The organism is Lysinibacillus sp. G4S2 (assembly GCF_030348505.1).
Classification (GTDB): Bacteria; Bacillota; Bacilli; order Bacillales_A; family Planococcaceae; genus Lysinibacillus.
In genome coordinates this window covers 5,100,990-5,115,634 of record NZ_JAUCFJ010000002.1, presented here as the reverse complement: position 1 = coordinate 5,115,634, position 14,645 = coordinate 5,100,990, and the positions used below count along the sequence as shown (strand labels likewise).

16 protein-coding genes and 1 riboswitch are annotated in these 14,645 nt (G+C 37.7%); of the genes, 15 read left to right on the top strand and 1 reads right to left on the bottom strand.

Annotated features, from left to right (window positions below; translation table 11 throughout):
- The first annotated feature begins 185 nt into the window (after positions 1–185).
- The 12 genes from QUF91_RS26030 (at position 186) to QUF91_RS25975 (ending at position 10,105) form a co-directional block, all read left to right on the top strand.
- Positions 186–446, top strand: coding sequence for a metal-sensitive transcriptional regulator (locus tag QUF91_RS26030; RefSeq protein ID WP_285399128.1), 261 nt, complete (start codon positions 186–188; stop codon positions 444–446).
- A gap of 93 nt (positions 447–539) precedes the next feature.
- Positions 540–830 carry a rhodanese-like domain-containing protein gene (locus QUF91_RS26025; protein WP_481817480.1) on the top strand — a complete coding sequence of 97 codons (291 nt, stop codon included), beginning with the start codon at positions 540–542 and terminating at the stop codon, positions 828–830.
- 12 nt (positions 831–842) lie between these two features.
- On the top strand, positions 843–1,139 hold the full coding sequence (locus tag QUF91_RS26020; RefSeq protein ID WP_285399125.1) for a rhodanese-like domain-containing protein: 297 nt from the start codon (positions 843–845) through the stop codon (positions 1,137–1,139).
- A gap of 97 nt (positions 1,140–1,236) precedes the next feature.
- Positions 1,237–1,632 carry a DsrE/DsrF/DrsH-like family protein gene (locus QUF91_RS26015; RefSeq protein WP_285399123.1) on the top strand — a complete coding sequence of 132 codons (396 nt, stop codon included), beginning with the start codon at positions 1,237–1,239 and terminating at the stop codon, positions 1,630–1,632.
- A 78-nt stretch (positions 1,633–1,710) separates the two neighbouring features.
- Complete coding sequence (locus tag QUF91_RS26010; RefSeq protein ID WP_285399121.1) at positions 1,711–2,838, top strand: MBL fold metallo-hydrolase; 1,128 nt, start codon at positions 1,711–1,713, stop codon at positions 2,836–2,838.
- 88 nt (positions 2,839–2,926) lie between these two features.
- On the top strand, positions 2,927–3,154 hold the full coding sequence (locus QUF91_RS26005) for a sulfurtransferase TusA family protein (protein ID WP_285399120.1): 228 nt from the start codon (positions 2,927–2,929) through the stop codon (positions 3,152–3,154).
- A 55-nt stretch (positions 3,155–3,209) separates the two neighbouring features.
- Complete coding sequence (locus tag QUF91_RS26000) at positions 3,210–3,986, top strand: sulfite exporter TauE/SafE family protein (RefSeq protein ID WP_289419819.1); 777 nt, start codon at positions 3,210–3,212, stop codon at positions 3,984–3,986.
- 12 nt (positions 3,987–3,998) lie between these two features.
- A complete protein-coding gene (locus QUF91_RS25995; protein ID WP_285399116.1) occupies positions 3,999–4,703 on the top strand; it encodes a DsbA family oxidoreductase in 705 nt (234 codons plus the stop codon).
- 329 nt (positions 4,704–5,032) lie between these two features.
- Entirely contained in the window at positions 5,033–5,983 is a 951-nt protein-coding gene (locus QUF91_RS25990) for a c-type cytochrome (RefSeq protein ID WP_285399114.1), read from the top strand.
- A gap of 297 nt (positions 5,984–6,280) precedes the next feature.
- Complete coding sequence (locus QUF91_RS25985) at positions 6,281–6,445, top strand: hypothetical protein (RefSeq protein WP_289419818.1); 165 nt, start codon at positions 6,281–6,283, stop codon at positions 6,443–6,445.
- Between the two features lie 143 nt (positions 6,446–6,588).
- Positions 6,589–8,577, top strand: a complete 1,989-nt coding sequence (locus QUF91_RS25980) for an ABC1 kinase family protein (RefSeq protein ID WP_289419817.1) — start codon at positions 6,589–6,591, stop codon at positions 8,575–8,577.
- Positions 8,578–8,923: 346 nt separating this feature from the next.
- Positions 8,924–10,105, top strand: coding sequence for a C40 family peptidase (locus tag QUF91_RS25975; RefSeq protein WP_289419816.1), 1,182 nt, complete (start codon positions 8,924–8,926; stop codon positions 10,103–10,105).
- A 379-nt stretch (positions 10,106–10,484) separates the two neighbouring features.
- On the opposite strand, the gene ytvI is transcribed toward QUF91_RS25975, so the two are convergent.
- On the bottom strand, positions 10,485–11,543 hold the full coding sequence (gene ytvI / locus QUF91_RS25970) for a sporulation integral membrane protein YtvI (RefSeq protein ID WP_289419815.1): 1,059 nt from the start codon (positions 11,541–11,543) through the stop codon (positions 10,485–10,487).
- Between the two features lie 93 nt (positions 11,544–11,636).
- On the opposite strand from ytvI, the gene QUF91_RS25965 reads away from it, so the two are divergent.
- The 3 genes from QUF91_RS25965 (at position 11,637) to QUF91_RS25955 (ending at position 14,645) form a co-directional block, all read left to right on the top strand.
- Positions 11,637–12,185: a hypothetical protein gene (locus tag QUF91_RS25965; RefSeq protein ID WP_285398110.1), complete on the top strand. Its 549-nt coding sequence runs from the start codon at positions 11,637–11,639 to the stop codon at positions 12,183–12,185.
- 233 nt (positions 12,186–12,418) lie between these two features.
- Positions 12,419–12,964, top strand: coding sequence for a glutathione peroxidase (locus tag QUF91_RS25960; protein ID WP_289419814.1), 546 nt, complete (start codon positions 12,419–12,421; stop codon positions 12,962–12,964).
- Between the two features lie 728 nt (positions 12,965–13,692).
- A riboswitch (cobalamin riboswitch) is annotated at positions 13,693–13,894 on the top strand.
- 208 nt (positions 13,895–14,102) lie between these two features.
- On the top strand, positions 14,103–14,645 hold the full coding sequence (locus QUF91_RS25955; RefSeq protein WP_289420129.1) for a hypothetical protein: 543 nt from the start codon (positions 14,103–14,105) through the stop codon (positions 14,643–14,645).

The window sequence follows — 14,645 nt, the reverse complement described above, 5'->3', positions numbered from 1 at the left end:
GGATTTCCCTGTTATGAGTAACGGCTCATAGCAGGGATTTTTTTTATTGACGGATAGGACAATGCTCTCCAGAGTGAGTGCTCCAAAAAAATCAAAGCCATTCATGTTGACAATATACCTAATGGGGTATATTATAAATCTCGTAAGCGAGTTCAATCGATCGTTTTGAAAGGGGTGTGAACAGTATGGCTTATGGATCTAAAACGGTTAATCGAGTGAAGCGTATAGAAGGTCAATTGCGTGGTGTCTTACGCATGATGGAAGAAGAAAAAAACTGTAAAGATGTGATTACACAGCTATCTGCCGTGCGTTCTGCGGTTGATCGGACTATTGGAGTGATCGTTAGTGAAAATTTACTGGAATGTGTATCGACTGCTGAAGGGGATGCCGAAAAAATGAATTCGGTCATCCAGGAAGCGATGGATTTAGTCGTGAAGAGCAGGTAAATTCAGTATACCCTTAATAGTATAAAAAGGAGGCGATACTATTTGGAAACATGGGTGATACTTGCTATCGTTATTGCGTTTTTGGTCTGGCGAATGAAGCCAGCGAAAGGTGTGCAGACAATTTCAGCGACACAATTGAAAAATATATTGAATGACAAAAATAAAGTATTTATCGATGTGCGTACACCAGCAGAGTATAAGGGACGTAATATCCCGCAATTCAAAAATATTCCGCTTGGTTCTAGCTTTGATAAACTACCGAAGGATAAAGAAATCGTTGTCATTTGCCAAAGCGGTATGCGCAGTAGTAAGGCGTGTAAGCAAATGAAAAAACAGGGTTTTGAGCGTGTAACAAATGTCCGTGGTGGCATGAGTGCATATTAGGAGGAGAATAGTATGAAGGCAATTTCAGCAAAGGAAGTACAACAGGCTTTAGAGCAAGGTCAGGCATTAAATTTAATCGATGTACGTGAAATAGACGAAGTGGAGTCGGGACATATTCCGGGTATCATTCATATTCCACTAGGCTTACTTGAATTTCGTATGCATGAGCTAAATAAAAATGAACCGTATGTTATAGTCTGTCGATCGGGTGGTCGCAGTGGCAATGCTACTCAATTTTTAGAAAGCCAAGGTTTTGATGTAACAAATATGGTTGACGGTATGCTTGCATGGGAAGGGGAAGTACGGTAAGGGAATGTAGGGGAACTGTAGCGTTTGCTATATTTTTTTAGTAAAAATAATACCCGATTAGGTATTTATTGAAAAAACATTTAGGAGGAATTAATTTATGTCAAATAAAGTAGCGATCATTGCAAGTAACGGTGGTCTTTTCGATGCGTATAAGGTGTTCAACATTGCAACAGCAGCGGCGGCTTCTGAGAAGGAAGTAGCCATCTTCTTCACATTCGAAGGGTTGAATTTAATTCATAAACAAGGGATGCAAGCATTACCTATGCCTGCTGGAGCAGAGCGTTATGAAGAAGGCTTTGCTAAGGCCAATGTGCCGGCGATTCCACAATTAGTGGAAATGGCGCAGGAATTAGGTGTGAAATTTATCGCATGTCAAATGACGATGGATGTAATGAGTTTAACGACAGATGATTTTATTGATGGTATCGAGGTTGGGGGAGCTGTGACGTTCTTAGAGTTTGCAAAAGATGCAGCGCCGTCATTAACATTCTAATTTAACTAGCTATACAGGCGGAGGTGGCTTCTTTCCGCTAAAAAAATCGATAGAATTATACTGCGGGGGGTAAGTGGAGTGTCAGTTCTGAAATGGAGCGCAGCACAAGTAGCGAAAAAAGTAATTAATAATGAAGAATTATTTATTTTAGATGTTCGAAATACAGATGCATTCGCAGATTGGAAAATTGATGGGCGTAAATTTGAATACCTTAATATTCCGTATTTTGAGCTGTTAGATGGTGTCGAGGATATTTTATCGAAGATTCCAGCTAACAAAGAGGTGTTAGTCGTTTGTGCGAAAGAAGGATCGTCGATGATGGTAGCTGAGATGTTATCGGAAGCGGGACGTACAGTGGCTTATTTAGAAGGCGGAATGAAAACGTGGAGTGAATATTTAGAACCGATTAAAGTGGGCGATTTAACAGGTGGTGGTGAGCTTTATCAATTTGTACGTTTAGGGAAGGGCTGTCTTTCTTATATGGTCATCTCAGAAGGAGAGGCAGCTATTATTGATGCTGTACGTTTTACAGATGCATTCACGAGCTTTGCGGATGTTAAAAATGTAAAAATTAAATATGTATTTGATACACATTTGCACGCTGATCATATTTCTGGTGGGCGTCATATCGCAGCTGTAACTGGCGCAACGTACTATTTACCACCGAAAGATGCAGAAGAGGTTGTGTTTGACTATACACCTTTAATTGATGGAACAACTGTACAAATCGGCGCCTCCAAAATAGATGTTGGAGCGATTTATTCACCTGGACATACAATTGGTTCAACGTCATTTGTTGTGGACAACAAGTATTTATTAACTGGAGATATTTTGTTTATTGATTCAATTGGACGTCCGGATTTAGCGGGTCTTGCAGAAGATTGGGTAGGTGATTTGCGCGCAACACTTTACGAGAGATATAGAAAATTATCAGACGAACTAATTGTTTTGCCAGCTCATTTTATGATTATTGATGAATTAAATGAAGATGGAACTGTTGCAAAACGACTTGGACAATTATTTGCAGAAAATCACGGCTTAAATATTCAGGATGAAGTTAAATTCCGTAGCGTTGTAACTGATAATTTGCCTCCGCAGCCGAATGCATATCAAGAAATTCGCCAAGTGAATATGGGGAAGATTACCCCGGCACAAGATGAGCAAACAGAGATGGAGATTGGTCCGAATCGCTGTGCAGTTCGATAGTTTGTAATATCCCGTTTTCGTAAAGTCATGAAAAAAATCAGAACCGGCAAAATTGCTTACAAGTTTGCCGTTCCAAAGGAGAAAAAACATGAAATCAAACTTACAATTAGATGCAAAAGGATTATCTTGTCCAATGCCTATAGTGAAAATAAAAAAATCTATTGATACATTAGCTTCGGGTGAAATTTTAGAGGTTCAAATAACGGATAAAGGAGCTCTAGCGGATATCCCTGCTTGGGCGAAAGCTGGCGGTCATACAATCTTAGACAAATCTGAAGATGCTGGTGTCATGACATTCTTTATTCAGAAAGCTTAAGGTTATGAGGGTTTTCGAGGTTTAGAACAACCCTTCTTTGAAGGAAGGAGAAAAGTTGGATTTAGCATGGGTCGTTACAATATTTTTGATTGGCTTTGTGGGCTCGTTTGTATCGGGAATGTTAGGGATTGGCGGGGCGATTATAAAATATCCAATGTTATTATATATCCCGCCTTTATTTGGTTTTGCTGCATTTTCAGCACATGAGGTATCAGGTATTAGTGCGGTAGAAGTATTTTTTGCCTCTATCGCTGGGGTATGGGCATATCGAAAAGGTGGCTATTTAAATAAATCACTGATTATTTATATGGGTGGTGCCATATTAGTAGGGAGCTTCATTGGTAGTTATGGCTCCCGATTTTTATCTGAAGCTGGAGTGAACGTCGTATATGGTGTACTGGCGTTGATTGCTGCAGTTATGATGTTTATTCCGAAAAAGCAAATGGACGACAAGCTGTTGGATGAAGTGACGTTCAATAAACCGATAGCGGCCATATTAGCGTTTATTGTTGGTATTGGATCGGGGATTGTCGGGGCAGCTGGTGGCTTCTTGTTAGTCCCTATAATGCTAGTAGTATTAGGTATACCAACACGTATGACAATCGCTACAAGCCTTGCTATTACCCTTATATCCTCGATAGGTGGGACAATGGGAAAATTGATGACGGGACAAGTTGATTATTATCCTGCATTCATTATGATTGTAGCTAGTTTAATAGCAGCTCCACTAGGTGCAAGAACAGGGAAAAAATTAGATACGAAAGTTTTGCAAGGTAGTTTAGCGGTGCTCATTTTAGCAACTGCCATTAAAATTTGGGTGGATATATTGTAGGAGGCTTAGTAAATGAGAATTGAGATTTTTTCAGATTTTACATGTCCGTTCTGCTACATTGGCAAACGAGAATTGGAACATGCCATTGATTTGGCAGGCTATTCAGGGCAGGTGGAAATTGAATACAAAGCATATCAAATTGGTTCAGATACGCCTAAGGAAAATGCACCAACTTTATATGAGAGTATGGCTGTAAAATATGATTCAACGATAGAGGAAGTAAAGGAAATAACTAAGGGCATAGCAATGCGGGCCGAAGAGGTTGGATTACATTACAATTTTGAAGATATGAAAACAGCCCATACTGAAAAAGCTCATCGATTGGCAAAATGGACAAAGCAGTTTGAGAAAGAGGAAGCCTATACAGAGGCACTTATGAGTGGCTATTTTACAGAAGGAAAAGACTTAAACGAGGATACATTTTTATTAAAAGTCATTAAAGATTTAGACTTAGATGTTGAAACGGCGAAGAGTGTTCTTGCATCAAAGGACTTCAGTGAAGATTTGGATAAAGATCGATATGATGCAAAGCAGCTAGGTGTACAAAGTGTACCATTCTTTGTTTTTGAAAATCGTTACGGTATTAAAGGTGCAGAGCCGAATGAGGTTTTCGTACGAACTTTACATCAAGCGGCAGAGATAGCAGGTATTCAGCCGGTGTTAAAGATGGTAGGCAAGGGTGAAGCTACTTGTGTTGATGGTGAATGTAAATTATAAGGGAACTCTAAAATGCCGGGTACAATGCTGTACTCGGCATTTTAGAGTGTTGAGAATTTATTATACCGATGAGACAGCAATAAATTTTTTATGTGCGAAAGCGAAGCGTTACCGTAAGACAGCGATAATTACGCTAGGGTGAAAGAGAATATCAGATAACTAAACATACTACAAGAGGTATTAAGTCTGGATTGTTGTGTTATAGAACAATAAAATTTGAAATTTTATCCTCAAAAGGGTTCTATTTGCGTGAGGTGTGAGGAAAATCACATCGAAAAATATGCTGTTTTGCTAAAATATAGGTGAATATACAAAGGGGGGTATTGTAGATGAAAACTATAGTAGCGGGAGTAGCGGGGACAGTATTATTAGCAGGTACACTTTTTGTGGGGGCAGTCATTAGTGACAAAATTTTAGGAGATGCTAACGGAGAAAGCAAAGAAGCCGCAGAACAGACAAAAATACCAACAACAGGAGCTGCTCAGTCAGTTGTCTATGCACCGCCGAGTATGGAAGAAGTACCGGATGGACCTATGAAAGAAACGATATTATACGGCTATGAACTAGTTAATAATACACATGTTGCCGCAGAAGAGTATGTTGGGAATCAATTATCTTGCACAAGCTGTCATGCGGGGGCTGGCATCGATGAGCAAGCTGCGTCATTAGTTGGTGTTACGGCGAATTATCCGCAATATATTGCACGTTCAGGTGATGTTGTAACGATTGAAGAGCGTATTAATGGTTGTATGGTTCGTAGTATGAACGGTAAAAAGTTTGACATGAACAGCGAAGAGTTAGAAGCTATGGTCTCGTACTTCACCTATATTTCAGAGGGCGTACCTATTGGGGCAGAGCGTGAATGGGCAGGTACAAGTACTATGAAAAACGTGCCTATACCAGACGTAACGAACGGTGAAGAGTTATATGCCCAGTCTTGTATCACTTGCCACGCGGTTGATGGTTCTGGTACTGGCGCTAATACAGGTCCGGCATTATGGGGTGAAAAATCATTTAATGATGGAGCGGGTATGGCACGTATGTCAAAAATGGCTGGCTACATTAAAACTAATATGCCAATCGGTGCAGCTGGAACTTTGACAGATCAAGATGCCGCTGATTTAGCAGCCTATATTTTATCGCAGGATCGACCTGAATGGGCAAATCATGATAAAGATTGGCCAAAAGGTGGACGTCCAAATGATATTATGAATAAAGAAAAGCGGGACCAAATTAAAAATGGCACAATAGATTGGGAGCAAGTGCTTTCTGCAAAATAAAAGAGGATGCTACGAATTGACAGCATTTTTTACGAGCAACATCGAAAATTAAAGAAATGAATACAAAGATTAACGGCACAGTGCTAGTGACCGCTTAAACCTTTCAATGCTTTTTACCTTTAGATGATCTTTGTCTAAAGGTATTTTTTATTGCTTACTAAATCTACGTCTGAGGTTTTATGGGCGTCTTATCCTTAAATTGATATATTTAGAATCATCATTGAAAGTTGTGGATGGCATTTATTACAACGTTATGTCATGTATTTAAGTTGATCTTCGTTCCGACTGGGCGACTCCTTGGGGATTAGCGTCACAGATGAGGCCCTGGAGCGAGCATCGCGAGTGAAGCGGCTCATCGGACGCCCCCAGGAAGCTTTGCTCTGTGCGAAAGCGAAGCGTCAGCAACAAAGCGCCCAGTCGGAACGGAAATCAACCACACGTTATGATGATGAGCCATATTAAAACAACTAATGTCAAAGCATCTGTATTTACTAGAAAGGGAATCCATTTCGAAAGAATCCTTTCGCGCAATGGATTCGTTTTAATTAAAAGGTCGTAATTTGTTATACTTGCGGTATTAAGAAGTAGCATCGGAGGTTACGCTGTTGATTTTTTTGAAATTTTTAATCCAAATCATTGTTGTATCAGGGATTATTTATTTTGTAAGTGGTCGATTAATTGGTTCAAATATCAATTTTGTTCGTAGGGTTCTTTCTGTAGTCATTAGTGTGATCTTGACGTCCTTTGTTTACTGGTATTCTTATTTGCGCCATACAGATTTTTTATCCGAAACGGTGATGCAAACGGTAACAGAGGTCAGTACACTTATTTGGATTGGTAGCATGCTGCTAATTTCTATGCTGCTCTACCTTGTTTTTGAGCTTTTTGACCCAAGTGGTATTGCAGCTGGAGATCGTCGTAATGGTCAAAAAAATCTATTGTTGCGCCTTCGTAGCTACTGGCGACAACAAAAGCGCTTGCGACATGTGTTAAAAATAGCAGTGACAAATGGTGTTGTTCAAACGATTAAATACGCAAGACAACGAGAAAATGAAAAGGAGCTTGCAATTGCTTTAAGGGCTACTTTAGAGCAATGCGGTGGGATATTTATTAAATTTGGTCAGGTGCTTTCTACACGTAAAGAACTGTTTTCGCCCATCTTTATTGATGAGTTGGAGAGGCTACAGCATCGTGTGAAGCCTTTACCGCCAGAGCAGATAACTCAAATTTTAGAAGGAACACTTCCTAAGCCGGTGAATGACATCTTTGCAAATTTTCAAATGGAGCCTATTGCTGCGGCATCTATTGGACAAGTACATAAGGCACGATTAAAGAATTATGATGAAGTCGTGGTGAAGCTATTGCGTCCAGAAATAAAGGGGATCATGCGAGATGATCTCGATATTTTAGAGGAATTTTCCAATTGGCTAACAAGCAAGTCTTCATGGGCTGAGTCACTGGGCTTTCGGGAACTTGCTAGAGGATTTGCAGATGGATTACGCGAGGAAATTCATTTAGATATTGAGGTTCGGAATACATTGCAGGTGACAAATGCCCTTGCTAAAAGCGATTATAAGGTACGGATTCCAAAAATCTATACAGAATATTGTAATGAAAATATTATTGTTATGGAATATGTACGTGGGAAAAGTGTTGCGGATGGTACGGCTGTATTTAATAGTTTAAAAATTGATCGTATGCAGTTTGCGCGTACTGTTTTATATTCCTTCTTTGAGCAGATGCTCTTTTCGGGTATTTTTCATGCAGATCCACATCCAGGAAATATCCATATTGATGAGATAGATGGCACACCAATCCTGCTTGATTTTGGTGCTGTTGGTCGTTTGGGAGCTACACAACAAGAGGGCTTAAAGCTATTTTTAATGGGGATTCAGCTAAATGATTCAAGTATTTTATATGATGGCTTAACACTATTGATTGAAAATGCTGATCATGCAGAACGTGCAAAGATGGAACAAGCAATTGATCAAATCTTGTTGAAAATTTCTTACGTGGATCGAATTCCAACAGAAGAATTAATACATGCGTTATTTACGGTTGTTCGTGATTTCGGTCTTGCTTTCTATCCTGCGGTAGGTTTAGCGCTAAGGTCACTAGTAACATTGGATGGGACATTGCGGGTAATTGATTCGAGTTTTGATATTTTTACGGAAGCAAAAGATTTTTCATCCGCGTATATGCGGGCATCTTTCCTGAAGCCATTTAAAGAACCGATGGCAACAAAGGAACGCTTGCAAGAAGAACTATCCATGCTTATTCCGACATTACGCAAAATGCCAAGACGAGTTGACCAGCTTATTCAACGGGTGGAGAGCGGGAAAATTATTTTACATCACGATGTTTTTTCGGATGAGCATAATGCTCGTTTTATTACAAATCTGTTTTCCCAGTTGGTCCTGCTTCTTGTTGGTATTACCTTTGGCATTATTTCTGTAGCACTTTTAGCAATCGCACAATTTATTCACGCTTCATATGCCGTTTACTTAAATACAGCTGCATACATAGGTTTATTTTTGTGTGCTATTCTTTTAGTTCGGCTTTCTATTCAAGCGTTACGCTCTATGAAGCAATAGGTAGGGGAGATGTTCCCTTACCTTTTTTTTATATTCATAATGTTCTCGTGAAATATTACAAAAAGATTACAAATTATCGGGTGTGTCTAATAGAAAAAGAGTTAAAAGGCTTATTTTGTAGAAAAAAAAGCTATTTTAGAGAATTTTTCAGAATTTACGTGAATGTTACAAATATATTTCGAGTTTTACTAAACGATTAAAAAGGTGTGAAATAGTATAAAAGTTATGCTAATAATGCTAAACTTTAAAAGGCTAATATAAATATAAGAAATTACAAAAAAAATCGTTCAATTGATTACATTAAAACTACAAGAGCGAAATTGACTAATGAAGGGAAAGAAGTTAAGTGGGTAAGCGCAATAAATGGCGTAAGTCGGTGGTACTAGCATTAGCACTAGCTGGTGGCTTATTATTTAACACAGTTCAACCAACAGAAGTACACGCAGAAGAAACATCTCAACAAATGATTGATAAGAAAGCTAAAATAGATGCAGAAGTTAAAAAGCTTCAAGAAGAATTAACAAAACTACAACAAGAGATCGATGAAAAAGTAAAAGTATTTAACAAAGTACAAGCAGATATTAAAGCAGTTGATACAGATATTAAAGAAACTGAAAAGCGTATTGAGCAACGTTCAAAAATTTTAAGTGAACGTATGGCTGCGTATCAAGCACAAGATGACACTGTGGGTGTTTACTTAAACGTTGTTCTTGAATCAAAAAGCTTTGCAGATTTAATGGACCGTGTCGTAGCGGTAAAAACATTAATGGATGCTGACCAAGAATTAGTAGATCAACAAGAAGCAGATAAGGCTAATTTAGAGAAACAAAAAGCAACATTAGATGAAAAACAAAAAGAGCTTCAAAAGCAATTCCAAGAGCTTCAACAAAAGGAAAGCGAAATGGAAGTAAAAAAAGCTGAGAACGAAGCAAAATCTTTAGCATTAAAGGCAGAAATCGCAACGAAAAAAGAAGAAGAACGTTTAGAAGCAGAACGTAAAAAAGCAGAGGAAGAAGCAGCTCGTTTACGTGCACTTCAATCAGCTACTCCAGTTGTACAAGCAACAAATGGCAATGGTAACGATAGTGGCTCTGACAAGGATAGTAGCAATAGTAATAATGGTAACAAAGGTAATGCACAAAAAGTTGTTGTTGGGTCTGGCGCAGGAACTGCATCTTCAGGTGATGCTATTTCAACTGCGAAGCAATTCTTAGGTAGCAGCTATGTTTGGGGCGGTAGTAGCCCATCGACAGGATTTGACTGCTCTGGTCTTGTACAATGGTCTTACGCGCAAGCAGGTGTATCTTTACCTCGTACAGCATCACAACAATATTTAGCAACACAACGTATTTCAGCAAGTGAAGCACGTGTAGGTGACTTAGTATTCTTCAGCTATGGTTCAGGCGTAGCGCATGTAGGTATTTACTTAGGTAATAACACGATGATTGATGCACAAAATAAAGGTGTTGTCATTGAATCACTTGATTGGTGGAATCAATATTTAGTAGGCTTCGGACGTATTCAATAAGCCTTACATTATATAGACGATTTAAATAGCAAAAAGGTTATCTTTGTAATGAAAAAATACAAAGATGACCTTTTTTGTTTGGGGATGATTGAATGGGTGTTTATTTAAAATGCTATATCAGGCGTGTTGATTAACCATTTTTATACATTCAAAGAGGCTGATTTCCGCTACGGGCTACTCGCTTTCCTGCGGGCGAGCGTCGAGCCGCTTCCTCCGCTCTGCTCCGTGTAGGGTCTCGTCTGTCTCGCTTTCCCGCGGGAGTCGAGTAGCCCTACGCTACAATCAGTTAAAATGGAAAAATATTGGCAAAGTGGTAACGAAAAAATCCTTTTACCACTCAATAATAAACCTATTTTTTTCCTAATCAACACGCCTGATGCTATATTTTAAAATTCAGCTTGATAATACCTGTTTCTTTTAATGCAATAAAGAAAATAATGACAAAAGGACCTGCGAGTAAACCGATCACACCAAATAACTGAAGACCAATAAACATTGCAATTAATGTAGGTAAAGTTGATAAACCGATATGGTCACCCATTAATTTAGGCTCGACTACTCGACGAATAATGAGTAAAATAGCAGCTAGGATGAATAATTTTACAGCAATAGATATATTTCCTACCAATAGGTGATAAAGCCCCCATGGCGCTAAAATAATAATAGAGCCGAGGAAAGGAATAATATCAATTAGCCATATAATGATGGTCATCGTTATTGCATATTTTGGTTGGATTAGTAGGAGGCCAATAAGTGTGACGCCTCCAATAACAAAGCTAACGAGTAGATGTGCCTTCATATAGCCGAAAATAGCACCCTTTAAACGATTCAAGACGATTTTCAATTTATTTGCAGTACTAGGCTTTAAATATTTATAAGTAATCTGTTTTAACTTGGGCAAATCTAGCATAAATAGAAATAGAGCAATCATATAAACGAGAAGACTGATAAATAGGCTTGGGATTTCAGCGAAGAAGGCTGTAACTTTAGTATAATTAAAGAAGTTTAAAAAAGATTCTTCCATTTTCTTTATGAAATCCATTGTTGTATTTTGAAGCGAGGTACTTACTTCGGGAGGAAAGTCTTCTGTGTATTTAGAAATGTTTTCTTGCATGTTGAGCCACATTTCTGATAGTTTTGAAATATAATAGGGAGCTTGCTTTGAAATTAAAATTATTTGCGACATAAGTTGTGTAATAGTAAAGTAACAAATAATAGAAATTAAAATAACGCTCACTATATAAATAAAGGCAACTGCAATTTTCCGAGACATTTTCCATCGCCGTTTAAAGAACATAACAATTGGCTCTAAAAAAAATGCGGTAACACCAGCTAATATTATGGGAACGGAAACCGGGACAATAAAATATGCGGCTACGATTAAAGAAATAATCATAATCATTCTAAAAATTAGTTTCCTAGTATTAATTTTATTCATAAACTCACCTTCTTTTACGCAAAGTAAGTTAAGTGTACCATAAAAAATTATAATATTATTACGGTCTGAAACAATAAAGGTAGGGATGGAATCATGGAAAAAGAGATTATGCAACTTTTTAGTAATTTAACAGAGCGTGATCGCGATATTCAATATGAATCTTACGAAGAATTGATGAAAATAATGGAGGAACCAGTTGATTGGACATATGCAGTTTGGGAACAGCTTGTTAAAGCTCTTACATACAAAAATGGACATATTCGTGCAAGCGCTGCACAATTTTTATGCGCATTAGCAGCGAAAAGTGATCCGGAAGAGAGAGTATTAGAAGACTTCTTGAAGATTTGGGCAGTGACATATGATGAAAAAACAGAAACTGCGAGACATACTTTGCAGGCAATTTGGAAAATAGGTGTAGCAGGGCAGGTACAAAGAGATTTAGTCGTTTCATATTTGGCAAAAAGATTCCAAACATGCTTAGACGAAAAGAATCCGAAATTAATGCGCTATGATATTATTTTATCTTTTAAAAAGCTATTTGATGAGACGAAAGACCCGAAGCTACTAAAAATTGCGGAGCGTTTAATTGAGGAAGAACAAGATGTTAAATGCAAAAGAAGATATAGGAAAGCCATCCATTAAAATTCGTGGAATGGCTATTTTTTGTGAAAATTCTTTCATTAATAGAGAAATAGTTTATAATATATCCAGGCGTGTTGGGCAGGGAAAAATAGGTTTATTCTTGACCGGTAATAGGATTTTTTTTTGTTAAAATTTTGCTAATGTATGTCGATGCCCTTAGCGGAAAATATTGTCTTCTAACATGATTAATCAACACACCTCATAATATATGAAAAAATAAAAGGAGTTAAACAATGAGCATTTATAATTATTTAGTAAAGAAGCCAAATGGTGAAATATTATCAATGGAAACTTATCGAGGGAAAACGCTGTTAATTGTTAATACAGCAAACAAGTGTCGTTTTACATATCAATTCGAAGACTTACAAAAAATGTATGACAAATATGGGAAAGATAATTTCGTCGTATTAGGTTTTCCTTGTGATCAATTTGATAATCAAAATCCTGAAGATGGCGAACAAACTACACACCTTTGTAAAATCAACTATGGTGTAACATTCCCAATTTTTGAATTGGTGCAGGTAAATGGAGATGCAACACACCCATTATTCAATTATTTAAAGCACGAGATAGATTATCGCGAATTTGGCAAGGCAAGTATGCAGGAAAAAATGTTAGCAGAAGCAATTATCCAAATTGCGCCTAGTTTTTTAGATGGTCGTAATATTCGCTGGAACTTTACGAAATTTTTAATAGATACAAATGGTAAAACAGTTGCCCGCTTTGAACCTACAGATTCACAGCTTGATATTGAACAAGCGATTGAAAAAATCCTATAAAATAACCTTGAATCAATACTAAAATCCGTTTTTGATTAAAAAGTTGGTTGATGAAAGCATATGAGTAGAGGGAGAATCAGACTACGTTTACACGTCCTTCCGCAGCGGAATGTGCAATCAAGTACATATTTTTGTAAAGATCTTCATTTTTAAATCTCGTGAATTCAGAATAGAGAATGATTTTGTCAGGTGTGTTGATTAACCATTTTTATCCACCCTAATTAAATTAGAAGGATCTGATTTCCGCTACGGGCTACTCGCTTTGTCGCTGACGCTTCGCTTTCGCACAGAGTAAGGCTTTCTGCGAACGAGCATCGAGTAGCCCTACGCTACAAGCTCTTCATAATAACATGTGGTTGATTTCTTTGATAGAAAGAGCTTGTTTTTCGATAAAAGCCCAAATAGTTTCGATAAAATGAGATTTTGTTTCGATAAAAGCTCAAAAAGTTTCGATAATGAGCGATTTTGTTTCGATAAATCTTCAAAGTATGCCTATAAAACGAACGAAAGTAGCTTTAGCGATTCTGTTTTGGGTCTCGACACTAAATAGCAACAAGAAAAACCCTTTCATCGATCAATAATAAACCTATTTTTTCCTAATCAACACGCCTGAGATTTTGTATAGCTATGTAGAAAAATGGCTTACTATTGTTCGAATTCCTTTGTTTTCCGTTTATCTCAAAGCTATTTTTTCCTATCAATATATGTTAAACTGCTTTACAAGTGAATTATTCTTGCGAAATAAAGGTGTTAACAAGCATAATCGGGAATTCGGTGAAAAACCGAAGCTGTTTCCGCAACTGTAAGTACAGGTATCATAAATATATACCACTGTCTAAATATTAGATGGGAAGGTTTTATGATTCGTACCATGATCGAATGGAGTTAAACTGTACAAGCCAGGAGACCGACCTTTATTTGAACGTATAAATACTCTTCGGAAGCTAGGGGAATATGCGGCAAATCCATAGGCTATGTCGTGTCTATGCGACACTATCTCTGTTATTTTCGTCGTTTCCATAGAAGGAACGGCGTTTTTTTATGTACACTTATAATTTACCTGATGAAATTATAGGACAAGCATTGGAAGGTATTTATAAAGTAAGAATTTTTCATGAAGGAAAGCGGGGACTTAGACTTGAAAAAAGATGCACGTTATTCTTGCTATCCATTTATGCGTGAAAAGGCATCGACAGTAGATTTTGAAATTCGAACGGATAGCCTTACAACACATATTGGGGCCGCTTTAGTAGCGGTGAAAAAAGAGACGGTAGAGGTAGTAGCCGATGATTTGCTAGCTATTTTGCCATTGGCTTACCATGTAAATGGCTCAGTACGAGGTAAATTAGCGGTAACTGAAGATGATTTGACTTGGCTAAGTAATCGTTATGATTTCTATGTTAGTCATGTAAAGGGGGAAATACAAAGTTTTGTATTACCTCAAGGAACAGAGGCTGCTGCAGCATTACATTTATGCCGTAGCGAGGCGAAAAAGTCATATCGCATTTTGCACAAAGTGTCTGAAGAACGGGAAGTACCAGCTATTCTCTTTGATTATTTAGGGTTGCTAGCCAATGTATTTTTTGTAATGGCCGTCTATACGAATCAACACGCTGGTATTGCTGAAATACCGTTTATAAGTAAGTCATACCCGATGAAAAAGAAAAAGGAGAATCAATGA